Annotated in this window: 24 protein-coding genes; 10 read left to right on the top strand and 14 right to left on the bottom strand. The window is 69.6% G+C overall.

All coding sequences use genetic code 11. The features are described from left to right. Positions 1-25: 25 nt before the first annotated feature. The 8 genes from KYX17_RS14935 to KYX17_RS14900 are packed head-to-tail and all read right to left on the bottom strand — an operon-like array spanning position 26 to position 6,674. Positions 26-583: a ribonuclease H gene (locus KYX17_RS14935; protein WP_243227748.1), complete on the bottom strand. Its 558-nt coding sequence runs from the start codon at positions 581-583 to the stop codon at positions 26-28. A gap of 25 nt (positions 584-608) precedes the next feature. Further along, positions 609-1,514, bottom strand: coding sequence for a rhodanese-related sulfurtransferase (locus KYX17_RS14930; RefSeq protein ID WP_243227747.1), 906 nt, complete (start codon positions 1,512-1,514; stop codon positions 609-611). Positions 1,515-1,531: 17 nt separating this feature from the next. Beyond that, on the bottom strand, positions 1,532-1,750 hold the full coding sequence (locus KYX17_RS14925; protein ID WP_243227746.1) for an SCO4848 family membrane protein: 219 nt from the start codon (positions 1,748-1,750) through the stop codon (positions 1,532-1,534). 19 nt (positions 1,751-1,769) lie between these two features. Next, a complete protein-coding gene (locus KYX17_RS14920; protein ID WP_243227745.1) occupies positions 1,770-3,263 on the bottom strand; it encodes an amidohydrolase in 1,494 nt (497 codons plus the stop codon). Next, positions 3,260-3,895: an FMN-binding negative transcriptional regulator gene (locus tag KYX17_RS14915; RefSeq protein ID WP_243227744.1), complete on the bottom strand. Its 636-nt coding sequence runs from the start codon at positions 3,893-3,895 to the stop codon at positions 3,260-3,262. Before KYX17_RS14915 ends, KYX17_RS14920 begins: the two co-directional genes overlap by 4 nt. A 7-nt stretch (positions 3,896-3,902) precedes the next feature. Beyond that, complete coding sequence (locus KYX17_RS14910; RefSeq protein WP_243227743.1) at positions 3,903-4,898, bottom strand: Fpg/Nei family DNA glycosylase; 996 nt, start codon at positions 4,896-4,898, stop codon at positions 3,903-3,905. Next, positions 4,898-5,443: a ribose-5-phosphate isomerase gene (locus tag KYX17_RS14905; RefSeq protein WP_243227742.1), complete on the bottom strand. Its 546-nt coding sequence runs from the start codon at positions 5,441-5,443 to the stop codon at positions 4,898-4,900. The genes KYX17_RS14910 and KYX17_RS14905 overlap by 1 nt, the downstream gene beginning before the upstream one ends. A 37-nt stretch (positions 5,444-5,480) precedes the next feature. Next, positions 5,481-6,674: a ferrochelatase gene (locus KYX17_RS14900; RefSeq protein ID WP_374208952.1), complete on the bottom strand. Its 1,194-nt coding sequence runs from the start codon at positions 6,672-6,674 to the stop codon at positions 5,481-5,483. A 140-nt stretch (positions 6,675-6,814) separates the two neighbouring features. Here KYX17_RS14900 and pepN point away from each other — a divergent pair, with 140 nt between their 5' ends. From pepN to KYX17_RS14860, 8 genes are all read left to right on the top strand, one after another. Next, positions 6,815-9,355 carry an aminopeptidase N gene (gene pepN, locus KYX17_RS14895; protein WP_243228197.1) on the top strand — a complete coding sequence of 847 codons (2,541 nt, stop codon included), beginning with the start codon at positions 6,815-6,817 and terminating at the stop codon, positions 9,353-9,355. 136 nt (positions 9,356-9,491) lie between these two features. Continuing rightward, positions 9,492-10,403 (top strand): ABC transporter ATP-binding protein, encoded by a 912-nt coding sequence (locus KYX17_RS14890; RefSeq protein ID WP_243227741.1) that lies wholly within the window; start codon positions 9,492-9,494, stop codon positions 10,401-10,403. Further along, a complete protein-coding gene (locus KYX17_RS14885; protein ID WP_243227740.1) occupies positions 10,400-11,245 on the top strand; it encodes an ABC transporter permease in 846 nt (281 codons plus the stop codon). Before KYX17_RS14890 ends, KYX17_RS14885 begins: the two co-directional genes overlap by 4 nt. Positions 11,246-11,255: 10 nt before the next feature. Then, on the top strand, positions 11,256-12,503 hold the full coding sequence (locus KYX17_RS14880) for a sensor histidine kinase (RefSeq protein ID WP_243227739.1): 1,248 nt from the start codon (positions 11,256-11,258) through the stop codon (positions 12,501-12,503). Continuing rightward, positions 12,500-13,186, top strand: a complete 687-nt coding sequence (locus tag KYX17_RS14875) for a response regulator transcription factor (protein WP_243227738.1) — start codon at positions 12,500-12,502, stop codon at positions 13,184-13,186. The genes KYX17_RS14880 and KYX17_RS14875 overlap by 4 nt, the downstream gene beginning before the upstream one ends. A 10-nt stretch (positions 13,187-13,196) precedes the next feature. Continuing rightward, positions 13,197-14,363 (top strand): mechanosensitive ion channel family protein, encoded by a 1,167-nt coding sequence (locus KYX17_RS14870; RefSeq protein WP_243227737.1) that lies wholly within the window; start codon positions 13,197-13,199, stop codon positions 14,361-14,363. Beyond that, positions 14,360-14,818 carry a globin gene (locus KYX17_RS14865; RefSeq protein ID WP_243227736.1) on the top strand — a complete coding sequence of 153 codons (459 nt, stop codon included), beginning with the start codon at positions 14,360-14,362 and terminating at the stop codon, positions 14,816-14,818. Before KYX17_RS14870 ends, KYX17_RS14865 begins: the two co-directional genes overlap by 4 nt. 2 nt (positions 14,819-14,820) lie before the next feature. Continuing rightward, entirely contained in the window at positions 14,821-16,482 is a 1,662-nt protein-coding gene (locus KYX17_RS14860) for an FAD-binding dehydrogenase (RefSeq protein WP_243227735.1), read from the top strand. Between the two features lie 4 nt (positions 16,483-16,486). Here KYX17_RS14860 and KYX17_RS14855 read toward each other — a convergent pair whose 3' ends face one another. Next, positions 16,487-17,152: a hypothetical protein gene (locus KYX17_RS14855; protein WP_243227734.1), complete on the bottom strand. Its 666-nt coding sequence runs from the start codon at positions 17,150-17,152 to the stop codon at positions 16,487-16,489. Between the two features lie 47 nt (positions 17,153-17,199). Between KYX17_RS14855 and KYX17_RS14850 the strand changes: the two genes are divergently transcribed. After that, entirely contained in the window at positions 17,200-18,114 is a 915-nt protein-coding gene (locus tag KYX17_RS14850; RefSeq protein ID WP_243227733.1) for an acyl-CoA thioesterase II, read from the top strand. A 103-nt stretch (positions 18,115-18,217) separates the two neighbouring features. Here the strand turns inward: KYX17_RS14850 and KYX17_RS14845 are convergent, their stop codons facing one another. The 4 genes from KYX17_RS14845 to ssb all read right to left on the bottom strand — a co-directional run bounded on the left by KYX17_RS14845 (position 18,218) and on the right by ssb (position 21,471). Beyond that, positions 18,218-18,706 carry a thioesterase family protein gene (locus KYX17_RS14845; protein WP_243227732.1) on the bottom strand — a complete coding sequence of 163 codons (489 nt, stop codon included), beginning with the start codon at positions 18,704-18,706 and terminating at the stop codon, positions 18,218-18,220. A gap of 63 nt (positions 18,707-18,769) precedes the next feature. Next, a complete protein-coding gene (gene ettA / locus KYX17_RS14840) occupies positions 18,770-20,449 on the bottom strand; it encodes an energy-dependent translational throttle protein EttA (RefSeq protein WP_137417106.1) in 1,680 nt (559 codons plus the stop codon). Positions 20,450-20,492: 43 nt separating this feature from the next. Further along, complete coding sequence (locus KYX17_RS14835) at positions 20,493-20,978, bottom strand: hypothetical protein (RefSeq protein ID WP_243227731.1); 486 nt, start codon at positions 20,976-20,978, stop codon at positions 20,493-20,495. Between the two features lie 16 nt (positions 20,979-20,994). Further along, positions 20,995-21,471, bottom strand: coding sequence for a single-stranded DNA-binding protein (gene ssb, locus KYX17_RS14830; RefSeq protein ID WP_243227730.1), 477 nt, complete (start codon positions 21,469-21,471; stop codon positions 20,995-20,997). Positions 21,472-21,685: 214 nt separating this feature from the next. Between ssb and KYX17_RS14825 the strand changes: the two genes are divergently transcribed. Then, positions 21,686-21,916: a hypothetical protein gene (locus KYX17_RS14825; RefSeq protein ID WP_243227729.1), complete on the top strand. Its 231-nt coding sequence runs from the start codon at positions 21,686-21,688 to the stop codon at positions 21,914-21,916. 4 nt (positions 21,917-21,920) lie between these two features. On the opposite strand, the gene KYX17_RS14820 is transcribed toward KYX17_RS14825, so the two are convergent. Next, complete coding sequence (locus KYX17_RS14820) at positions 21,921-23,351, bottom strand: PLP-dependent aminotransferase family protein (protein WP_243227728.1); 1,431 nt, start codon at positions 23,349-23,351, stop codon at positions 21,921-21,923. Positions 23,352-23,405: the final 54 nt, after the last annotated feature.

Raw genomic sequence — 23,405 nt, 5'->3', positions numbered from 1 at the left:
CGTCGGCGCGGTGCGGGAGAGGTGCTCAGCGCGCACGGTCGCCCGCGCTGCGCGGCGGATCGACGCTCACATCCAGGGGGTCGAGCCCGCGCAGGGAGGTCCACACGAGCTCTTCGCCCTTGGCCGCGTGTTGGGATGCCCGGACTGCGCGCTCATCAGCCCAGCTGTTGAGGCGATGACCGCGGTGCCCGCGCACGTGTTCCAGGACGACGTCGGGAAGGCCCGCCGCCCGCCGGGCGTCGCGGACCTCGATGAGCTGTTCGAGGATGTCCCGGTTGGCGGTGGGCTTCTTGGCAGAGGTCACCCAGCCGCGACGCGCGTGGCCGTCCATCCACTTCGTGTAGGTGTCGATCGCGTACATGGAGTCCGCTTGCACGATGAGCTCGGGCACCTGGAAGTGGTCTCGGATGGCGTAGAGCAGGCCCAGCAGTTCGCCGATGTTGTTTGTGCCGCTCGGCAGAGAGCCTGCGGCCCACTGGCCGTCCTCGCCGACCCATGCCCAACCCGCGGGGCCCGGGTTGCCCATGCAGGCACCGTCGGTCGCGACGGTGTAACGAGAGGGCACGGCGTCGGTGGAGGACATCCCTCCATCTTCTCAGGCGATCGGTTCAACCCGCCACGAGCTCCGGATGGTGACCGCACGCCGTGCTGCCCTCGCACGCCTCGCATCGCACCACGCGATCCGGGCATCCGGCGACGGCGCAGTCGATCATCCGCGACGTCGCCGCGCCGCATCCGGTGCAGCGCCCGATGTGCTCGGCGCCGGAGCCGAACGTCATCGCCTGCCGTCCGTCGAAGACGTAGAGCGACCCCTCCCAGAGTCCCGTGTTGCCGAACGTCTCGCCGTACCGCACGATCCCGCCGTCGAGTTGATAGACCTCCTGGAAGCCGCGCGCCGTCATCAGGCTCGAGAGCACCTCGCACCGGATGCCGCCGGTGCAGTACGTCACGATCGGCTTCTGCTTCAGGTGGTCGTACCGGCCGGAGTCGAGCTCCGCGATGAACTCCCTCGTCGTCGAGACGTCCGGGACGACCGCCCCGCGGAAACGGCCGATCTCCGCCTCGAACCCGTTGCGGCCGTCGAAGAACACCACCTCCTCGCCGCGTTCCTCGACGAGCTTGTGCACGGCGCCGGGCGTCAGGTGCGTGCCGGTGCCCACCACGCCGTCCGTGTCGACGCGCAGTTCGTCGGGCGCGCCGAAGGTGACGATCTCGTCGCGCACCTTCACGGAGAGTTTCGGGAAGTCCAGACTCCGGCCCTCGTCGTCGAGCCCGCTCCCCTCCGACCACTTCAGATCGAGACCCCGGAAGGGGCCGTACTGCCGCGTCTTGCGCGCGTAGGTCTTCACCGCGCCGAGCTCACCGCCGACCGTGCCGTTGATGCCGTGCTTCGAGATCAGGATGCGGCCGCGCAGTCCCAGCAGTTCGCAGAGGTCGCGCTGCCAGAGGCGAACGGCCTCGGGGTCGGCGATGGGGGTGAACCGGTAGTAGAGCAGGATCTTCGAGATGGCCACCGAGACAGCGTAGGCGCTCAGCCCGCCACGAGCGCCCACACCGCGACGCCCGCCGACAGGACCGCGAGCAGGAGGGCGGTGCCGATGAGCACCGCGTGCACGACGAGGAACCGTGTCGGACGCCCGTCGGCGTCGCGGGCTCGCGCGTCCTTCGCAACACGTCCGTAGAAACGCGGCCAGACCACGACGTTGAAGACCGCGTTGACGAGCAGGAGGACGGCGAGCAGGACGATCATGCCCCGAGCGTAATCGCGCTCAGGCGCGGTGGATGACGCGGCCGCCCATGATCGTGCCGACGATCTCCATCCCACGCAGGGCGGCTGGCTCCATCGCCCGCGGGTCGGCCGCAGTGAGGGCGAGATCCGCGCGCTGGCCGACGGCGATCGTGTCGGGGTTCGATGAACCGCGATGCGTGGATGCAGCGAGAGCGACGTCAACGGAGACGGCCTCGCCGGGTTGCCACGGCTCGCGTCCGTCGCGCGTGCGGGACGCGGCCGCCGCGATCTGGCGCCAAGGGTCGAGCGCGGACACCGGGGCGTCGGATCCGAAGCGTAGGTCGATTCCCGCGGCCCACAGCGAGCGCAGCGGATACGGACGCGCCGTCTGCGTCGCCCAGATGCTGTCGGTCAGATCCCTGTCGTCGAGGGCGTGCTCCGGCTGCACGCTGGCCGCGACGCCGAGGCGGGCCATCCGCGGGATGTCGGCGACGGCCACGAGCTGCGCGTGCTCGATGGTTCCGTGTGCGCCGGTGGCCGCGTACGCATCGAGGGCATGACGCATCGCCTCGTCGCCGATCGCGTGGATCGCGCAGTCGAGACCGGCCGCCGTCGCGCCTGTCATGACCTCGCGCAGAGCGTCGGGCGGGATCGTGAGCAATCCGTGCGGGTGCGGCGCATCGGCGTAGGCGACCGAGCACGCCGCGGTGCGCGTGCCGAGAGATCCGTCGGTGATCGCCTTCAACGGTCCGACGGTGATGAGCTCGCCGTCGTCGCCCCGGAGCGGATCTCCGCTGCGCAGGCCCTCGGCGATGGCTCGGTCGAGCAGATCGGGGTAGACGCCGAACTCCACGCGCAGCAGATCGAAGCCGGCCGAACGGCGGCGCTGCCACGAGGACTCGTTCCACACCATGTCCAGGTCCACCACACCGACGACGCCGCGCGCGGACGCGGCGGCGGCCATCGCCGTCACGGCCGCATCCGACACCCGATCGGGAAGCTCGTTGAGACGCCGCGACATCTCGAATGCCGGCCCCTCGCGCAGGACCCCGTCGTCGGACGAGACGCCCTCGCGGGCGAGGGCTGCCGAGTTGAGCCACACGCTGTGCACATCGGCGTTGATGAGGTAGGTCGGGATGTCCCCCGTCGCCGCATCGAGGACCTCGAGCGACGGCGTGTCGGGCCAGAGCGCATCGCGGAAGCCGGTGCCGACGCGCCGTCCGTCCACGCCCGGGGCCACGCGGCCCATCCGGGCTGCCGCATCCGTCGCCGAGACCGCGTCCCCGAGCGGCTCGCGCAACGCGGCCAAGGCCCATTGCGTCACGTGCACGTGATGATCCCAGAGGCCCGGGATGACGTAGGCTCCCTCGGCGCGATGCACCGCGCCGGTCAGCCGAAGCGCACCGGCGGGCGCGATGTCGGCGATGCGCCCGTCATGGAGGACGATGTCGTAGAGCTCGGTCCCCGGCAGGAGCTCGGCGCCCGGACCCGCGATCCGCACGTCCGCGAGGGCGTCGATGCGTGGCCGACTCATGCCTCGGGCCGTGCTCGCCGCGCCCGGGCCATCTCATCCGCCAAGGCGGCGTTCGCGTGAGGCCCTTCCGCGCGCAGCATGTCGACGATGTGGTCGACCACCTCCACGGGGCGGTTCTGGCTCAGCTTCCGCTTGGCCACGACCGAGGTGGGCGTGAGCCGGAAGCCGACCGTGCCGCGCTCGAGACGATGCACGAACTCTGCGTCGTTCGGACGCTCCCACATCCGGCGCGGAGCCGGCATCGGCGACTCGAAGCGGTCGACGAGACGGTCCAGCACCCGCAGGTTCTCTTCGGTGCCGAGAAGTTCGGGGACGCCGCTCAGGTGCGCGGCCACGAAGTTCCAGGTGGGAACCGCCGGCACGTCGCCGTACCAGCCCGGCGACACGTAGCCGTGCGGACCCTGCACCACGACCATCAGCTCGCGCTCGCCCAGGCCGTGGATCGCGTCGTCGGGCTTGCCGACGTGGGCGACGATGCTCAGGTCGTCCCTGGTGTCATCGAGGAGCACGGCGTAGTGCGACGCGACGAGGCCGTCGGGCCCGGCGCTCACGAGGGTCGCCCACGGGTTGTGGTCGATGAGTCGACGGATCTCGCCCACATCGGTCATCGCGAAGCTCGGGTTCTGTCTCACCGCATCCTCACTTCTGGCACACCGGGCACCAGTAGAGCTTTCGCGCTCCCATCTCCTCCAGCACGATCGATGTGCCGCTGATGCGACAGGGCAGGCCCGCGCGGTGGTAGACCCAGTGGCGGTCGTCGCGATGCGCCATCGCCCTGCGCCACTCATCGGGGGTGAGGTCGTCCATGGTCATCATCTGGCCGGTCTCAACGCCGATGCGCAGCAGTCTCACCCAGTCGCGCCAGAGGCCGCGCACGACCTCCTCGGCCACGTCGCGTCCCGGCGTGTGCGGGTCGAGCCGAGCGCGGAACAGCAGTTCGGCGCGATAGACGTTGCCGATCCCGCTGACGACGCTCTGGTCCATGAGCAGAAGCCCGATCGGCGTGGGCTTGCGTCGGACGACGCTCGTGAAGCGTTCCTCGCCCTCTGCCACGTCGTCGACCAGCGGATCCGGGCCGAGCTTCGCGATGACCGCCTGCACCTGATCCGGGGTCAGCACCTCGCACGCCGTGGGGCCGCGCAGGTCAGCGCACGTGGCCTCCGTGAGCAGACGCAATCGAACCTGGCCCACGACCGGCGGCGGCCACGTCGCGTCGGTGTCATCGAGCCCGGACGTCTGCTCCGACATGCGCACGTGCCCGCGCGCCTTGCGGGGCGCACCGATGGAGGTGAGCGAGTTCTCCCCGGCGGCGTCCACGATGCGTTCGGGATCGGTCCCCCGCTGGTTCGTCTGCCCCATGCGCCCGTTGGCGGACGCGATCGTCGGGTCGACGAGGATCTCACCCGAGAAGTCCCACGCGCCGTACATCCCGAGGTGCACCCGCAGCCACAGATCGCCCTCGAACTCGAGGAACATCTGCTTGCCCACGGCCCGCACCGACAGCGCCTCACGACCGTCCAGCAGCGCCGCCCCCTCAGCGAAGCGGCCCTGCGGACTCGACGCCGAGACGCGATGCCCGACCACGTTTCGGTCGAACTGCCGGGCGATCCGGTGAACGGAATGGCCCTCGGGCATCAGCCCGCTTCCGGGTCGAAGCTGCTGGACGCGTCGTCGAGCACGTCAGGGTGCGCGAGACCCGCACGCGGATCGGGAAGAAGCGAGCCGTCGCGCTCGAAGTCCGCGATCTGCGCGATGCGGCGCACGTGGCGCTCCTCGTTGGAGAAGGGCGTCGCGATGAAGCGGTCGATGAAGGTCGTCGCCTCCTCGAACGTGTGCTGTCGGGCACCGATCGCGATGACGTTCGCGTCGTTGTGCTCGCGCGCGAGCTCGGCCGTCGCGATGTTCCAGACCAGCGCCGCACGGATCCCCGCGACCTTGTTCGCCGCGATCTGCTCCCCGTTTCCCGAGCCGCCGAACACGATGCCCAGCGTCTCGATGCCCGCCGCCTGATCGCGGACGACCGCCTGGGCGGCGCGGATGCAGAACGCCGGATAGTCGTCGACAGGGTCGTACTCCAGAGGCCCGTGGTCGACGACGTCGTGACCGGCTTCGGCGAGATGGTGCTGCAGGCGCGTCGAGAACTCGAGGCCGGCGTGATCCGTGGCGATATGGATGCGCATGCTGCTCATCCTAGGGACGCGCGCACCCGACCCGCACTCACGGGGCGATGCCGGCGGCTGCCGGCTTGAAGCCCGCGCGGATGTTCTCGCAGCAGCCGGGACGACAGACGTCGAACCACGGACCGAGCGAGGTGCGGTGCGGGCGCTGGTCAGCCGGTGTGCCGGCCAGTCGCTCCTCGATCAGATCGACGAGCCCCGACACGTAGGCGGGATCGATGCCGGGCGTCGGCGTGCGGACGGCCCGGATGCCGACCTCCTGCGCCGTCTCCATGGCCTCCGTGTCGAGATCCCAGAGAACCTCCATGTGGTCGCTCACGAACCCGAGCGGCACGATCGCGACGGCGGTGATCCCGGCGGCGGCGAGCTCCGTGATCTCGTCGTTGATGTCGGGTTCGAGCCAGGGCTGGGATGCGGGGCCCGAGCGCGACTGGTAGACGAGCTTCCAACCGATCTCCGGTGCCGACTGCGCCATGACGACCTCGGCGACGGCCAGATGCTGGGCCTCGTACGCCCCGCCGGGGCCGAAGTCCCGGTCGCGCGGGCCCGAGCGCTGCGCGTCGGCGGTCGGGATCGAGTGTGTCGAGAACAGCACGCGGATCTGATCCGCGGGCACCCCGTCGGCCAGGAAGCCCGAGACGGCCTCGCGGACGCCCTCGACGAAGGTGGACACGAATCCGGGGTGATCGAAGAACTGACGCACCTTGTCGATGGTCACCCTCCCGCCCAGGTTCGTCGCGTCCAGAACGCGCGCGAAGTCCTCGCGGTACTGGCGACAGCTGGAGAACGAGCTGTATGCGCTCGTCGCGACCGCCAACAGCGTCGTGTGTCCGGCATCCGCCGCCTCCTGAACGGCCTCTTCCAGGTACGGGCCCCAGTTGCGGTTGCCCCAGTACACCGGAAGTCCGAGGCCGCGGCGCGCGATCTCGGCCTCGAGCGCAGCCTTCAGTGCGCGGTTCTGCGCATTGATGGGGCTCACCCCGCCGAAGTGGCGGTAGTGGTGCGCCACCTCTTCCAGGCGCTCGTCCGGGATGCCGCGCCCCCGCGTCACATTCCGCAGGAACGGGATCACGTCCTCCTGCCCCTCCGGCCCTCCGAAGCCGGCGAGCAGCACGGCGTCGTACGCGGTGGGCTGCTCGACCCAGGGCGGACCGCTTGCGGCGTGCGCCGAGGCGAAGGGCACCGCGGTGTCGGGGGTCTCGGTCTGAAGCGGGGTCTGTTCAGGGGAACTCACGCCAACATCCTCGCACCGCGAAGTGATCAGACCGGAGCGATACCGCCGATGCGCAGCAAAACCGTAGGCTGGAGGTCTCGCCCGTGTCGCCAGCAGCGATGCCGCGCCTTTCACACCCTCACCCCATGGGAGCAAACGCAGTGCCTGGAGAGAACCTCACCCGGATCGAGGCGCAGGAGCGCCGCGCGGTCGTCGACACCGAGTCGTACGAGATCGCGCTGGATCTGACCACGGGAGCGGAGCTGTTCCGCTCGACCAGCACCATCCGATTCGCCGCCACCGAGGGCGCTTCGACCTTCGTCGACCTCATCGCCGAGCGCGTGCACCGCATCACGCTCAACGGCGTCGACATCGACACCTCTGCCTTCGCGGACTCCCGCATCCAGCTGGAGAACCTCGCCGCCCACAATGTGCTGACCGTCGACGCCGACGCGCGGTACACGAACAGCGGCGAGGGTCTGCACCGGTTCGTCGACCCGGTCGACGGCGAGGTGTACCTCTACTCGCAGTTCGAGGTGCCCGATTCGCGGCGCGTGTTCGCCGTGTTCGAGCAGCCCGACCTGAAGGCGACGTTCCAGTTCACGATCACCGCTCCCGCGCAGTGGCAGGTCGTCTCCAACTCCCCCACCCCTGAGCCCGTTCCCGCGGGCGACGGCGTCGCGACGTGGACGTTCGAGCCCACGCCCCGCATCTCGTCCTACATCACGGCGCTCATCGCCGGCCCCTACGAGGTCACACGCTCCGAGCTCACCAGCTCGTCGGGCCGCGTCATCCCGCTGGGCGTGTTCGCCCGCAAGAGCCTCTGGCAGTACCTCGACGCGGACTACGTGTTCGAGAAGACCCGCCAGGGCTTCGCGTACTTCGAGGAGAAGTTCGGTGTCGCGTACCCGTTCGCGAAGTACGACCAGCTGTTCGTGCCCGAGTTCAACGCCGGCGCTATGGAGAACGCGGGCGCGGTGACCTTCACCGAGACCTACGTCTTCCGCAGCAAGGTCACGGATGCGGTCAAGGAGCGTCGTGTCGTCACGATCCTCCACGAGTTGGCGCACATGTGGTTCGGCGACCTCGTCACCATGAAGTGGTGGAACGATCTCTGGCTGAACGAGTCGTTCGCCGAGTGGGCGTCGACGATCGCCACCGCCGAGGCCACCGAGTGGACCGAGGCGTGGACGACGTTCAACGCGATGGAGAAGTCCTGGGCCTATCGCCAGGACCAGCTGCCCTCCACGCACCCCGTCGTCGCGGAGATCAACGACCTGGAGGATGTCCAGGTCAACTTCGACGGCATCACCTACGCCAAGGGCGGCTCGGTCCTGAAGCAGCTCGCCGCGTGGGTCGGCGTCGAGGCGTTCTTCGCCGGCGTGTCCGCCTACTTCCAGAAGCACGCGTGGGGCAACACCGAGTTGCCCGATCTGCTGACGGAGCTGGAGACCACCAGCGGCCGCGATCTGTCGGGCTGGTCCAAGAAGTGGCTGGAGACGGCCGGCGTCAACACGCTCACCCCCGCGGTGGACGAGTCCGTGGACGGCACGATCAGCAAGTTCTCCATCATCCAGACGGCGCCAGCGGACTACCCCACCATCCGTCCGCACCGTCTCGGCATCGGCTTCTACGACCTGCAGGGCGACGCCCTCGTGCGCGTGCACCACATCGAGCTCGACGTCGACGGCGACCGCACCGACGTCGCCGAGCTCGTCGGGCACCGCCGTCCCGACCTCATCCTCCTCAACGACGACGACCTGGCGTACGCCAAGATCCGACTCGACGACCGCTCGCTGGCCACAGCCGTCGCGCACCTGTCGAAGATCAGCGACCCGCTCGCCCGCTCCCTCGTGTGGGGCGCCGCCTGGGACCAGACACGGGATGCGGAGGCGTCTGCCTCCGCGTACGTGCAGCTCGTCCTCGGCAACATCGCCACCGAGACCGAGTCCACCACCGTGCGCACGACCCTCGCGCAGCTGCAACTGACGGCGAACGCCTACGTCGACCCCGCGAAGCGCGATGCCACGCGCGTGGCCGTCGCCGACGGCCTGTGGGACCTCGCACAGGGCGCGGCCGCGGGAAGCGACAGCCAGCTGCAGTTCGTCACCGCCTTCGCCTCTGCCGCGGCGACTCCGGAGCACTTCGCGCGCGTGCGGAGCCTGCGCGACGGTGAGCTCGTCCTCGACGGTCTCGAGATCGATGCGGACCTGTCCTGGGCACTGCTGGTCTCCCTCGCCGCGGGCGGACTCGTCACGACGGCGGACATCGACGCCGCCCTCGCCGCGGACAACACGGCCAAGGGCGGTGAGTTCGCCGCTCAGGCGAAAGCCGCGCTCCCCACGGCCGAGGCCAAGCAGGCGGCCTGGGACGCTCTGGTCGGCTCCGACGACCTTCCCAACACCGTCGTCCGCTCGGCCGCCGCGGGCTTCACGCACCCGGCCGGGCGCGACCTGCTGGCCCCGTTCGTGTCGACCTACTTCGACATGCTGCTGCCGGTCTGGGAGTCGCGCAGCTATCAGATCGCGAACTACCTCATCGTGGGCCTGTACCCGGCGCCCCTCGCCGACGTCGCGCTGCGCGACGCGACGCGCGCGTGGCTCATCGAGAACCGCGAAGCACCGGCAGCCCTGCGCCGTCTGGTCGCCGAGAACCTCGCCGGCGTCGAGCGCGCCCTCTCCGTCCAGGAGGCGGACGCCTGATCCGCTGACCAGAACGCCCCGTCGACCCGCGTCGACGGGGCATTCTGCCGTCTCCGCCCGTGGGACGAGGCGCAGCGGTCGAGATCGGTACCACAGGGGGACGCGGCGGCCCGGCGCCCGCTCGTAGCGTGGAGCCATGATCGTCGCAGAGAACCTCAGCAAGCAGTTCGGGGACAAGCACGCCGTCTCCGATGTCAGCTTCACCGTCCAACCCGGCAAGGTCACCGGCTTCCTCGGACCGAACGGTGCGGGCAAGTCCACCACGATGCGGATGATCGTGGGACTAGACCGCCCGACTCACGGCAACGTGACCGTCGACGGCGAGGACTACCGCAAGATGCGCTCGCCGCTCACCCGCGTCGGTGTCCTTCTGGATGCCAAGGCCGTGCACACCGGCCGCTCCGCCCGCAACCACCTGCGGGCGCTCGCGGCCACGCACGGGATCCCGACCTCCCGCGTCGACGAGGTCATCGCGCTGACGGGCCTCGAATCGGTCGCCAAGAAGCGTGCGGGTGGATTCTCCCTCGGTATGGGCCAGCGCCTCGGCATCGCGGCAGCGCTCCTGGGCGACCCGCAGACGCTGATCCTCGACGAGCCGGTCAACGGCCTCGACCCCGAGGGCGTGCGCTGGGTACGCCAGTTCGTGCGCCACTACGCGAGCGAGGGACGTACTGTCCTGCTCTCCAGCCACCTCATGAGCGAGATGGCGATCACCGCCGACCACATCATCGTGCTGGGCAAGGGCCGTGTCCTGGCAGACGCGCCCGTGTCGCAGCTGGTCTCGGAATGGACGAGCACCCGCATCCGCCTGCGCAGCCCGCGTCTCGCGGAGCTCATCCCCCTCATCTCGGGAGCGGGCATCGAGATCACCCAGACCGAGCCCGGAGCCGCCGATGTGGTCGGCGCGCTGCCCGAGACCGTCGGCGACGCCGCGGCGGCCGCCGGCATCCCCATCCACGAGCTGAGCCCGCAGAGCGGTTCGCTCGAGGACGCCTACCTCGCCCTCACCGGCGAGTCCGTCGAGTACAAGAGCAAGGAAATCGCATGAGCGCCACCACTGCACCCGCACCCGCGCGTCGCACCACCTCGACGGACGGTTCGTACCGCGTCTCCTTCCCGCGCCTCGTACGAAGCGAGTCGCTCAAGCTCGTGACGCTGCGCTCTCCGTGGTGGTCGATCGCGATCGTCGCCGTGCTCTCGATCGGCTTCTCCCTGCTGATGGCGTGGGCGATCACGAGCTTCGACGGCCGACCGCAGGGCGACGACGGCTCGTTGGCCACGATGGTGATCCTCGCGCCCACGACCTTCACGATGCTCCTCGCCGTGATCCTCGGCGCCATCCAGGTCACCGGCGAATACTCGACCGGGATGATGCGCTCCACCCTGACGGCTGCGCCCGGGCGACTCGGATCGCTCTTCGCGAAGACCGTCGTGGTCGCCGGATTCGTGTTCGTGTCCAGCATCATCATCTTCGCCATCGCCGCCGTGGCGACCGCGCCGATCATGGCCCGCAAGGACCTCGGACTCGACTTCTCCAACCCGGAGATCTCGTTGCTCCCGCTGCTCGCCGGCGCCCTCACCATGGCGGTCATCGCGATCATCGGCGTCGCGACGGGCTACATCCTCCGCAACGGTCCGGGCGCCATCGCGCTCGGCGTGGGTCTCGTGTTCGTCCTGCCCATCGTCCCGGCCTTCTTCGCCGCCCTGCCGGGCTGGGAGTGGATCCAGGACGCCGCACGGTTCCTGCCCTCGAACGCCGGCCAGCTTCTGATGGGCACCGGGGGCGGGAGCAACCCGCTCGAGCCGTGGGCCGCCGGCCTCACCCTCGTCGCCTGGGTCGTCGTCGGCCTCGTGGGCGCGAGCGCCGTTCTGAAGAGCCGGGACGCGTAGAGTCGAGCGGATGAGCACGAGCAGTCAGGCCGTCGCCGGGGCGGAGAGCACTCCCCCCGACGACGGCCTGCTGCTGCCCCGTCCTCCCGGGGCCGTCCGCCGGTACTGGGCGCGCCATCCGCGCTTCGCCGACGCGCTCGTCGCGTTCTTCGCCTTCGTCCTCTCGGGGCCGGGCCTCGTGGCTGCCGCTCCCATAGATCCGGCCTGGGCGCCGTTCGGGATCATCGTGTCCATCGCGGTCCCGGCGAGCACCGCGATCGCCCTGCTGTGGCGTCGGCGCTTCCCTCTCGCCGTCTTCCTGGTCGCCGCGCTCCCCTACCCCTTCGCGCCGTATCCCATGCTGCCCAGCGGTGTCGCGCTGGCGATCGCCGTGTACTCCCTCTCGGTGTACCGCTCCAGTCGCGCCGCGTGGGCGAGCGCCGGCATCCTCAGCGGTGCCCTCGTCGTCTCGGGTGCGGTGCGGGTGGTTCTCGGCGAGAGCTGGTCGAGCGCGATCGGCGCGACGATCGCCACGATGGTCATGCTCCTGATCGGGGCGCTCATCGGAGCGAACGTGGGCGGGCGCAAACGATACGTCGAAGCCCTCATCGAGCGCTCCCGTCAGCTCACGATCGAGCGTGATCAGCAGGCACAGCTCGCCACAGCGGCCGAACGCACGCGGATCGCGCGCGAGATGCACGACATCGTGTCGCACTCGCTCACGGTCATCGTGGCACTGTCGGAGGGCGCAGCCGCCACGACCGACACCGAGCGCGCCCGCTCGGCTGCCCGCACCGCCGCCGACACCGCCCGCGGCGCTTTAACCGAGATGCGAGCGATGCTGGGGGTCCTGCGCACGGACGACACGGGCAGCGCGCCGCTCGCGCCTCTCACCGCCCCCTCGCCGCGGGAGGTCGTCGCCACCGCGCAGGGCGCCGGCTACCCGGTCGTGCTGCGCACGTCCGGCCGCACGAGCACGCATGCGCCGACGACGGAGCTCGCGATCGGACGCGTCGTGCAGGAGGGCATGACGAACGCGATGCGACATGCCCCACGCGCAACGGAGGCCGTCGTCGAGATCCGCGAGGATCCGGATGCGGTGCGCATCAGGATCACGAACGACGGTGTCCCTCCCGAACGCGCCGACGACAACCCCGGTTTCGGGCTTCGCGGACTCACCGAGCGCGTCGCCCACGCGGGGGGCACCCTGCGCACCCGACGCGGCGACGGCACCTGGACCCTCGACGTCTGGCTTCCCACCGAGGAGGACACCCGATGACCGATCCCATCCGCATCCTGCTCGTGGACGACCAGGAGCTCATCCGACTCGGCTTTCGCATGGTGCTGGACGCCGAAGAGGATCTGCACGTCGTCGGCGAGGCCGCGGACGGAGCTTCCGCCGTCACGGCCGTCGAGGCGCTGCAGCCCCATGTCGTGCTCATGGACGTGCGGATGCCGGGCGTCGACGGCATCACCGCGACGGAACGAATCGTCAAAGCCCACCCCGACGCCCGCATCCTCGTGCTCACCACCTTCGATCTCGACGAGTACGCGTTCGCCGCGCTGCGTGCGGGGGCGAGCGGGTTCCTCCTGAAAGACGCGCAACGGCACGAGCTCATCTCCGCGATCCACGCCGTGCACCGAGGCGACGCCACGCTCTCGCCGCGCGTGACGCGCCGCATGATCGAGCTGCTCGGCACCCCGCCCGTCCGCAACGCGGCACCGGACCCCACCGAGACGCTGACCGAGAGAGAACGCGAGGTGTTCCTCGCGATGGCGCAGGGCGCCACGAACGCCGAGATCGCGGCGACCCTGTTTCTGGGCGAGTCCACGGTCAAAACGCACGTCGGCCGCATCCTCGCCAAGCTCGGCGCGAGAGACCGCGTGCAGGCGGTCGTGATCGCCCACCGCGCGGGGCTCGTCGATGGCGGCGCCCAGCTCGGTGAGAGCGGTGGTCGGTAGCATCGAAAGGGTGACGCACACCTTCGTCTTCGACCCCAACGATCCCGCGTTCTGGACGAGCGTCGGGTCGTTCTTCACGAACGCCGGCTTCAAGGTGCTCGGTGTCCTCGCCATCATCGTCGGCGCGATCCTCGTGTCGTGGATCCTCCGCGGGGTCATCCACCGGGTCGTGGAGCGCATCGTCTCGGGCGCGAAGAGCAAGGCGCACGTCACCGACACCCAGGCGCTCGATCGCTCCCCGCTCGCGGCCGTGCGTCTCGTCCAGCGCACCCGCACGCTGGGCTCGATCCTGCAGAACATCGTCAACGTGACGATCGTGATCATCGGCATCATCCTGATCGTCAACACGATCGACTCGGGCATCCTGGGCTCCTTCGCGCTGCTGACCGCGGCGATCGGCGCGGGGCTCGGCTTCGGGGCGCAGAACATCGTCAAAGACGTGCTCAACGGCATCTTCATCGTCGCGGAGGATCAGGTGGGAATCGGCGACGTCGTCGACCTCGGACTCGCCACTGGTGTCGTGGAGTACGTGAGCGTGCGCGTCACGCATGTGCGCGACGTCAACGGCACGCTCTGGTATGTCCGAAACGGCGAGATCACGCGCATCGGCAACATGTCGCAGGGCTGGTCCCGGGTGATCATCGATCTCTCCGTTCCCGTCGACGCCGATCTGGATGCGGTCGAGAAGGCGATGCTCGACGCCGCCAAGCAGCTCGCGAAGGATCCCAAGTGGCGCACGCGGATCATCGAGCAGCCCGAGATCTGGGGACTCGAGTCCATCTCTGGCGACGCCCTGGTCATCCGCCTCGTGATGAAGACGCGCTCGAACGCCAAGGACGATGTCGCGCGCGAGCTCCGAGTCCGCCTGAAGCGAGCGATGGATGCCATGGGCATCCAGCTGCCGCTGCTGAACTCGATCATGCTGAGCGGGCTCGAGGGCGCGGGGCGCGTGCGTGGCGCCAATCCTCCCCGCACCAAGCCGATCCCCGTCCCGGCCGACGAGCGTCCGGTGTGGCGTCCGAAGCGGACCGGACGCGGCGCACGCGCCTCCGCAGCCGCACCGCAGGGTGAGACGGTCGCCCCCGCCCCAGCCGCGGAGCCACCTGCCGGTGACGCGCCGTCGACGGCACCCCGCAAGCCCCGAAAGCCCCGCACCCCGCCCGAGGAGTCCGCATGAGCGAACAGCCGGTCAGCTTCTACGATCAGGTCGGCGGCCACGCGTTCTTCACGAAGCTCGTGGACGTCTTCTACGAGGGGATCGCCGACGACGAGGTTCTGCGTCCCATGTACCCGGAGGCCGACCTCGGCCCCGCCAAGGTGCGCATGCAGACCTTCCTCGAGCAGTACTGGGGAGGGCCCACCACCTACAGCGAGCAACGGGGTCACCCGCGGCTGCGCATGCGCCACGCGGCGTTCCACGTCGATCCGGATGCGCGCGACCGTTGGCTCTCGCACATGCGCCGCGCCGTGGACGCGAGCGAGCTGCCGCCCCTGCTCGAGGCGACGCTGTGGGACTACCTGCAGCGCGCGGCATATGCCATGGTGAACACGTTCGAGCCGGCAGGCATCGGCCCCGCAGCGGGGTCGCGACCCACTCTCCCGGTCGATCCCGAGGCGCCCACGAAGGAGTGAACGTGACCGCATCCCACCGCACCGATGTTCTCGTCGTGGGATGGGGGTTGGCAGGGCTCGTGGCCGCGTGCGAGATTCTGCGCTCCGGTCGGTCAGTCACGATCGTCGACCAACAGCCCCGCGTCGATCTCGGCGGACAGGCGTGGTGGTCGTTCGGCGGTCTGTTCTTCGTCGACTCGCCCGAGCAGCGCCGCATGGGCATCAGGGACTCCCCGGAGCTCGCCGAGCAGGACTGGTTCGCCACCGCCGGATTCGACCGGGCAGAGGACGAGTGGCCCGCGCGCTGGGCCCGGGCGTACCTCGACTTCGCGCACGGCGAGAAGCGCTCGTGGCTGCGTCAGCGCGGGGTGTCGTTCTTCCCCGTCGTGGGCTGGGCCGAGCGCGGCGGGTACACGGCGACCGGGCCCGGAAACTCCGTGCCCCGCTTCCACATCACCTGGGGCACCGGTCCCGGTCTGGTCGCCCCCTTCGCGGCCGAGATCGAGGAAGCCGAAGCGGCAGGGCGCCTGCGCATCCTCGCGCGCCACCGCGTCACCGAGCTGGCCACGGCCGACGGCACGGTCACGGGGGCGCGCGGCGACATCCTGGTGCCCGCCGACACCGCCCGCGGACAAGCGACCCCGCACGAGGTCGTCGGCGAGTTCCAGGTCGAGGCAGGAGCCACCATCGTCACCAGCGGCGGCATCGGCGGCAACCACGCCCTCGTCCGCGAGCGGTGGCCGGAGCGACTGGGGAGCGCGCCGCAGACGATGGTCGCAGGGGTTCCCGCCTATGTGGACGGTGCGATGCTCTCGGTCGCGGAGCACGCGGGAGCGACGCTCATCGCCGGCGACCGGATGTGGCACTACGTCGAGGGCCTGCAGAACTGGGACCCGATCTGGCCCCAGCACGGGATCCGCATCCTGCCGGGCCCCTCCTCGATCTGGCTGGATGCGACCGGAAAGCGTCTACCGGCGCCGCTGTTCCCCGGCTTCGACACGCTCGGAACCCTGGCGCACCTGCGCGCCACCGGATACGACCATTCGTGGTTCGTGCTGTCCGAACGCATCGTCGAGAAGGAGTTCACCCTCTCCGGCAGCGAGCAGAACCCCGATCTCACCGACAAGGATCTCTCCCTGCTCGTGCGCTCGCGGCTCGGGAAGGGCGCATCGGGTCCGGTTCGCGCGTTCCTGGAGCATGGCGCCGATTTCGTTCGCGCCGACCGGCTCGACGACCTGCTCGCGGGGATGCGGGCCCTGCCGGGCGGCGATGCGCTCGATCCCGAGCAGGCCCGACGGGAGATCGAGGCGCGTGACCGCGAGATGGACAATCGGTTCACGAAGGATGCCCAGGTCGCGATGCTGCGCTCCGCGCGGGCGTTCCGCGGCGACCGACTCGTGCGCACAGCCCGTCCGCACCGCATCCTCGACCGCACGGGCGGGGGCCTGATCGCCGTCCAGCTCCACGTGTTGACGCGCAAGTCCCTTGGCGGGATCCTGACCGACCTCGACTCTCGTGCGCTCGACGCCGAGGGCCAGCCGATCCCGGGGCTCTACGCCGCGGGAGAGGCCGCAGGATTCGGGGGCGGCGGGGTGCACGGCTATCGAGCGCTCGAGGGGACGTTCCTGGGCGGCTGTCTCTTCTCCGGCCGAGCCGCGGGGCGGGCGGCGGGGCGCGCCCTCTGAGCCGTCAGATTCCCGTCGTGCGTACCGCCGTCATCCCCGACCGCATCGGTACGCGCACCAGGATGTGGCCTCTCGAGAGCGAGAGACGCGTCCATCCGGGGGCCGAGAACAGGCGGGCGTCCTCCTCGCCGAGCACGAACCCCATCGCGACGGCGCCGAACGCTATGGCCCGCAACTGAGAGCCCAGCACCTCATCCGGCTCGCCCCACACGCGGAGCCGAGCAGCCCGCACGATCTCCTCACCGGGGTCGCTCGGCAGCGCGTCCGCCACGGCAGCCATCCCCCACTGCGCGCGTGCGGCCAGCACGTCCGATGCGATGCGGCCCGACGGCTCCCACCCGGCACGCGGCGGGGTCACGCCCGTCCATGCGGGTCTGACGGCCGTCTCGCCGAGCTCGATCGCCGTGTCCGACGCGGCGCTCAGCTGCGCCGCGGGCACGCTGAGGTCGCACTCGAGCTCCGGGTCGACCGGGAGCACACGCATAGCCAGCACCGTCGGCGTCGCGTCGAGCAGGCCCCGCGATGCCAGCACCGCCGTCGACATCGTCAGCACGCCGCCGTTGCCGCGCAGATGCACCGCCGCCTCCCGATCGAGCGCTCCGGCTCGCCCGGCGAAGGTCAGAGCGTCCGCCGCGGCCTCGGAATCGGGGAACAGGAGACGAGCGGACACCCCACCTAAACTAGCAATGCGTGCACGCGGCGAGCCGAGGAGAAGCAATGACGAACAGCGATCAATCCACCGCCGGCACCACTGAGCACGCGAGCGACCCGGTCGGCTCGCTCATCGAGGTCCTCTCGATCGCGTCGAGCGATGCGCGCACCACGGAGGACATCTTCACCGGCGACTCGCACGCCATGCCCCTCGGACGCATCTACGGCGGACAGGTCCTCGGACAGTCCGTGGTTGCCGCATCCCGTACGGTCTCCGAGGACCGCCCCATCCACTCGATGCACGGGTACTTCCTGCGCCCCGGGGACTCCTCGCGGGGGCTGACCTTCTCGGTGGATCGCCTCCGCGACGGCCGTTCCTTCTCCGCGCGCCGCACGCAGGCATATCAAGAGGGCGTGCCGATCTTCTCGATGATCGCCTCGTTCCAGACCGACGACGCGGGCCTCGACCACGCTGAGCCGATGCCCGACGTGCCGGCGCCGGAGGCGCTCGTGCCCCAGGAATCGGACCAACTGCATCCGCTGTCGATGCGCAGTATCAGCGAGCTGCCCGTCGAGGTCCGCCACGTGCCGGGGACGCTGTTCGAGAGCGAAGCGGTGATCCCCGAACCGCACCAGAGCGTGTGGATGCGGCTGCGTCGACCGTTGCCGGCCGATCCCCTGCTGCATCGCGCGATGCTCGCCTACCTCTCCGACATGACGATTCAGGAGTCGATCCTGCGCGCACACGGACTGACGTGGCGCACACCCCGGCTCAATGTGGCGAGCCTCGATCACGCGATGTGGTGGCACCGTCCCGCCGCCGTCGACGACTGGCTGCTCTACACGCAGGACTCCCCCAGCGCACGCGGCGGGCGAGGGCTTGCCACCGGCCGCATCTACACGCGCGAAGGCGAACTGGTCGCGAGCGTCGCGCAGGAGATCATGGTGCGTGTTCCTCCGACGGACGCTCCCGCCGCCTGACATCGCCCACCGCCCACCGCGAGACTGCATTTTGAGCACGAGATCACGGGTAACACCCGTGATCTCGTGACGGAGATGCAGTCTCGCGGAGAGAAGGGCCCGCTCAGCGGCGGCGGGCGTAGGCGATGGGCTGACCCAGGTAGGGTTCCCAGGCCTCGCGCATGCGCTCGGTGAGCCGCATGGGCCGCCCCGTGGTGGCATCGACCGTGACGACGACCGCGGAGGATCGGGCGTAGAGCGTTTGAGGCTGCTCGCCCGTCAACGGGCTGAACACCTCGTAGCAGACCTCCATGCTCGATCCGCCGAGGCTCCCGAACCACAGCTGCACATCGAGCGGCGCACGCTGGTACGGCACCGGATGCAGGTACTCGATCTCCTGGCGCGCGATCAGTGTGAGCACACCGGCCGAGGCCCCCGCCGGGACGACCGCCGTCGGGTACTGCGGCTCTGCGTCGTCCGCCTCCCAGAACGCACGCACGCGCGCCTCCTCCAACAGCTTGAGCATGGAGGTGTTGTTGACGTGGTTGAACGCGTCGAGGTCACCCCACCTCAGGTGGATGGGGATGTGGAGCCGGCGCTCGCCCTCGGTCATGGTCTCTCCCACTCCTCGAATGCAGAATGCGGATCGCCCGTCATGGGCGATCCGCATCCGGCGTCAGTCGCGCGTCAGCTTGCGGTGCGTCGAACGGTGCGGGTTGGCCGCATCCGGGCCGAGGCGCTCGATCTTGTTCTGCTCGTACGCCTCGAAGTTGCCCTCGAACCAGTACCACTGGGCGGGGTTCTCGTCGGTGCCCTCGTAGGCCAGGATGTGGGTCGCGATGCGGTCGAGGAACCACCGGTCGTGTGTGATGACGACAGCACAGCCGGGGAACTCGAGCAGCGCGTTCTCGAGCGAGCTCAGGGTCTCGACGTCGAGGTCGTTGGTCGGCTCGTCGAGCAGCAGCAGGTTGCCGCCCTCCTTGAGCGTCAGGGCGAGGTTCAGGCGGTTGCGCTCACCGCCGGAGAGGACGCCGGCCTTCTTCTGCTGGTCCGGCCCCTTGAACCCGAACTTGGAGACGTAGGCGCGAGAAGGGATCTCGGTCTTGCCCACCGTGATGATGTCGAGTCCGTCGGAGACGACCTCCCACAGCGTCTTGTTGGGATCGATGTTCGCGCGCGACTGGTCGACGTAGCTGATCTTGACCGTCTCGCCGACCTTCAGATCGCCGCCGTCGAGCGGCTCCAGACCGACGATCGTCTTGAACAGCGTGGTCTTGCCGACGCCGTTCGGGCCGATGACTCCAACGATGCCGTTGGGCGGCAGGCTGAAGCTGAGCCCGTCGATGAGGACGCGGTCACCGAAGCCCTTGTGGAGCTTCTTCGCCTCGATGACGACGTTTCCGAGGCGGGGACCGGCGGGGATCTGGATCTCCTCGAAGTCCAGCTTCCGCGTCCGCTCGGCCTCCGCCGCCATCTCCTCGTAGCGCGCCAGACGCGCCTTCGACTTGGTCTGGCGCCCCTTCGCACTCGAGCGAACCCACTCGAGTTCGTCCTTGAGGCGCTTCGCCAGCTTCGCGTCCTTCTTTCCCTGCACGTCGAGGCGCTCGGCCTTCTTCTCGAGGTAGGTCGAGTAGTTGCCTTCGTAGCCGATCAGGCGGCCACGGTCGACTTCAGCGATCCACTCCGCGACGTTGTCGAGGAAGTAGCGATCGTGGGTGATCGCGATGACAGCGCCCTTATAGGACTGCAGGTGCTGCTCGAGCCAGAGCACGCTCTCGGCGTCGAGGTGGTTGGTGGGCTCGTCGAGCAGGAGCAGGTCCGGCTTCTGGAGCAGCAGCTTCGCCAGCGCGACGCGGCGGCGCTCACCACCGGAGAGGGGGCCGATCGCGGCGTCGCCGGGCGGGGTGCGCAGTGCATCCATCGCCTGCTCCAGCTGCGAGTCGAGGTCCCACCCGTCGGCGGCGTCGATCTCCTCCTGCAGCACGCCCATCTCTGCCAGCAGCGCGTCGAAGTCCGCGTCGGGATCGGCCATCAGACCCGAGATCTCATTGAAGCGATCGAGCTTGGCCTTGATCGCGACACCGTCCTGGATGTTCTCCAGCACGGTCTTCGTCTCGTCGAGCTCGGGCTCCTGCATCAGGATGCCGACGCTGTAGCCCGGGCTCAGCTTCGCCTCGCCGTTGGAGGGCTGGTCGAGACCGGCCATGATCTTGAGGATCGTCGACTTACCGGCGCCGTTCGGGCCCACCATGCCGATCTTCGCACCGGGGAGGAACGCCATCGTGACGTCGTCGAGGATGAGCTTCTCGCCGACCGCCTTGCGGGCACGGACCATGGAGTAGATGTATTCGGCCATATCCGCTCCAGTCTAGACGGCGCTCACCCGCCCCGCCGCCGGTCTACCAGTCGATGGCGCGGGTGCGACCGATCAGACACGTGCCGTCGGGAAGGCCCGGCTCGACCACGGTCACCGCCTCCCGCGTTGCAGGTCCCACCTGCCCGATCAAGCACTCCTCACCCCAGCGCACCGAGAACTGAATGCTCTCGGCCGGGTTGTTCACCGTCGACTGATCGGGGGTCACCTGCATCGCCGCCTTGTCGAAGCCGGCAGCCGTGAGGGCGTCGACATAGGCGCGCCCCGAGACCTGATCCGGGCCGGCCCAGACCGCATCCACCACGCTCGTGAACAGCGGCAGATTGTCTTCGGCCGAGCCTTCCGGGACGAGCGTCGGCGTCGGGCTCGGCGCCGGAGTCGTTGCGGTGGGTGTCGAGACCGACACGGTCGGGGTCGGCTCGAGTGATGGCGTGCACGCCGCCAGCAGCACGGCGCCAGCCGCGGCCACGAGAACGAGGGCGGACAGTCGGACGGCGCGGGGCGGGGTCACGGGGCCAGTTTAGGCATCAGAACGGGGTCGACCCGACGCTCACCTCATCACTCAGCGCACCGGGCGCCGCCCACCCGTCGTCGTCGACCGGACCCGCGAGGGGGCTGGGGTCGTGTCCGGCGGAGTCGTCCGAGCGTGCGGCGGTGCGTGTGTATACGGTCGTGCCCCATCGCAGATCATGACCCACCGCCTCCGCCTCGATCTCCGCAGAGACGCCCTTCTTCGTGTCGGTCTCCCACTCCTGCAACGAGAATCGACCGCTCACGACGACCCTTTCGCCCGATCCGATCGATCGGTGGATGTTCTCGGCCAATCCGCGGAAGGCGTTCACGCGGTACCAACTGGTGTTTCCGTCGACCCACTGCGACGTCTGCTTGTCCTGGCGACGTTCGGTCACGCCGACACGGAAGCTGACGACCGCGTCGCCGGAGGGCATCCGCCGCAGCTCGGGCGTCGCCGCCACGTTGCCGACGATCGTGATGCGTTCTTTCATGGTGTCTCCTCCTGATCGGGCACGCAGAACGACGCTGCGGCGCCCGGGTGCCCGACGGGCGCCGCAGCGAAGACAACTGTGCCGGTCCGATCAGGTCGCCGAACCCTCCATCGACCCGGATGCGGCGGACCCGCCGGCCGCATTGCGCTGGGGAGGAGCGAGGATGCCATGTCGGTGGCCATCGATAACGTCAGTGCGACGGGAGGCATAACCGATGAACGCACCGACGAAGACCCAGGCCGCGCCGTCTCTGGTCGCTCTCGGACTGGATCGATGGCGCGTACTCGATGCCGCAGGGGTCGTGGTCGGCGTGGTCGATGCGCTCTCGTGCGCGGACGGAATGCGTTACCGCGCTCGTCGCTACCGATGGTCCTCGCGCGCTTTCATCGACGTCGGCGAGTTCTGGCGACGCGATGACGCCGTTGCCGTGCTCCGACGCGGTTGAGTCCTCAGACGACCGCGTCGAGCGCGCCCTCCCTCATGGGAGCCGCTCCCCCGACGGTACGCCGCCACGCGTGAGCGATGCCGTCGACGGCCCGCTCGAGGTCGGACGCGCCCGCGGTGAAGGGGATGCGCAGGTTCTTCTCGAACCCGCCGTCCACACCGAACCGGGGCCCCGCCGAAAGGAGGATGCCCTCGGCGCGCGCGGCGAGCACGAGCGCGCTGCTGAAAGGCCGATCGAGCTCCACCCACAACGCCACGCCGCCGTCGACCACCGGAACCGTCCACTCGGGAAGCTGCTGTGCCAGGGCCGCGCTGACCGTGTCGCGTCCGGTACGCAGCAGATGCGCGCGCTGCGCGATCACCTGGGGCAGATGCGGAAGGAGAAGCGTCGCGACGTGCTGCTCCCAGTCGGGGGTTCCGAGCTCGATCGGAAAGCGGGCCGCGATGACCCGGCGGATGAGTTCCTCATCCGCCCGGATCCAACCGACGCGGAGGCCACCCCAGACCGTCTTGCCGAACGAACCGACGCGCACGATCTGCTCGTCCTGAGGGTCCGCCCCCCCGAACGGCGGCGGCTCGATCGCACGGTCGATGTCGAGATCGGCCGTGGTCTCATCGACGATGAGCGTCGTTCCCGCACGCTCGGCTGCCGTCACGAACAGCTCGCGCTCGACGCCTGTCATCGAGCGGCCCGTCGGATTCTGGAAGTCGGGCATCAGGTACGCGAGACTCGGGCGGACGCGCGCGAACACCTGCTCGGCGCGGTCCAGATCCCACCCCTCGTCGGGAGTCACCGGAACACTCACCAGCCGAGCACCGGCGGAGCGGAGCGCTTCGGCCGCGTGCGGATACGTCGGACTCTCGATCAGCACCCGATCGCCGCGGCGCACCAGGACGGTCGCCAGGAGGTGCAGAGCACTCTGCGCCCCACTCGTGATGAGGATCTGGGCCGGCGTGGTCGGAATGCCGCGGCGCGTGTACTGGTCCGCCAACGCGGCACGCAGTTCCTCACGTCCGACAACGTCATAGCCGGGGCGCGCAAGGAGCGCCGGCGCCTGCGTCGCGGCTTCGGCGAAGACACCGGCCAGTCCAGGCCATGCCGCCGGGCTGGCCTGCTGGAGGTCGATGGCACGAGGGTCGGAGATCGTCCTGGTGGCGGCGCGCTGCGGCGCTCCCTGGGTGACACTGCCCGAACCGCGAAGGCTCCGGATGTGGCCGCTGTCGCGAAGGCTCCGGTACGCGGCCGCGACCGTCGTCCGGCTGACACCGAGCACCGCGGCAAGCTCCCGCTCCGCGGGCAGCGCGGTGCCGGCAGGAAGGCGGTTGTCGAGACAGAGGAGCCGGATCCCGTCCGCCAGGGCCTCGTACGCGGGTTCGCTCGTGCGCCATCCACCCAGCCGCGCTGCCAGCGCACGCGCACTCACTCGGGAATCCATGCAAGCCAGTCTATCGAGATTGGCCTCTTTACTGGAATCCAATTCGACGGTGTC

The organism is Microbacterium sp. CIAB417 (assembly GCF_022788845.1).
Note: the sequence above shows the minus strand (reverse complement) of the source record. Positions and strands in the feature narration are given on the sequence as shown.

Coding starts and splice junctions, on each gene's coding strand:
- KYX17_RS14935 (WP_243227748.1), bottom strand. CDS start 583: ATGTCCTCCACCGACGCCGTGCCCTCTCGTTACACCGTCGCGACCGAC.
- KYX17_RS14825 (WP_243227729.1), top strand. CDS start 21,686: ATGAACGCACCGACGAAGACCCAGGCCGCGCCGTCTCTGGTCGCTCTC.
- KYX17_RS14845 (WP_243227732.1), bottom strand. CDS start 18,706: ATGACCGAGGGCGAGCGCCGGCTCCACATCCCCATCCACCTGAGGTGG.
- KYX17_RS14890 (WP_243227741.1), top strand. CDS start 9,492: ATGATCGTCGCAGAGAACCTCAGCAAGCAGTTCGGGGACAAGCACGCC.
- KYX17_RS14925 (WP_243227746.1), bottom strand. CDS start 1,750: ATGATCGTCCTGCTCGCCGTCCTCCTGCTCGTCAACGCGGTCTTCAAC.
- KYX17_RS14880 (WP_243227739.1), top strand. CDS start 11,256: ATGAGCACGAGCAGTCAGGCCGTCGCCGGGGCGGAGAGCACTCCCCCC.
- ettA (WP_137417106.1), bottom strand. CDS start 20,449: ATGGCCGAATACATCTACTCCATGGTCCGTGCCCGCAAGGCGGTCGGC.
- KYX17_RS14875 (WP_243227738.1), top strand. CDS start 12,500: ATGACCGATCCCATCCGCATCCTGCTCGTGGACGACCAGGAGCTCATC.
- KYX17_RS14910 (WP_243227743.1), bottom strand. CDS start 4,898: ATGCCCGAGGGCCATTCCGTTCACCGGATCGCCCGGCAGTTCGACCGA.
- KYX17_RS14850 (WP_243227733.1), top strand. CDS start 17,200: ATGACGAACAGCGATCAATCCACCGCCGGCACCACTGAGCACGCGAGC.
- KYX17_RS14820 (WP_243227728.1), bottom strand. CDS start 23,351: ATGGATTCCCGAGTGAGTGCGCGTGCGCTGGCAGCGCGGCTGGGTGGA.
- KYX17_RS14920 (WP_243227745.1), bottom strand. CDS start 3,263: ATGAGTCGGCCACGCATCGACGCCCTCGCGGACGTGCGGATCGCGGGT.
- ssb (WP_243227730.1), bottom strand. CDS start 21,471: ATGAAAGAACGCATCACGATCGTCGGCAACGTGGCGGCGACGCCCGAG.
- KYX17_RS14865 (WP_243227736.1), top strand. CDS start 14,360: ATGAGCGAACAGCCGGTCAGCTTCTACGATCAGGTCGGCGGCCACGCG.
- KYX17_RS14905 (WP_243227742.1), bottom strand. CDS start 5,443: ATGCGCATCCATATCGCCACGGATCACGCCGGCCTCGAGTTCTCGACG.
- KYX17_RS14885 (WP_243227740.1), top strand. CDS start 10,400: ATGAGCGCCACCACTGCACCCGCACCCGCGCGTCGCACCACCTCGACG.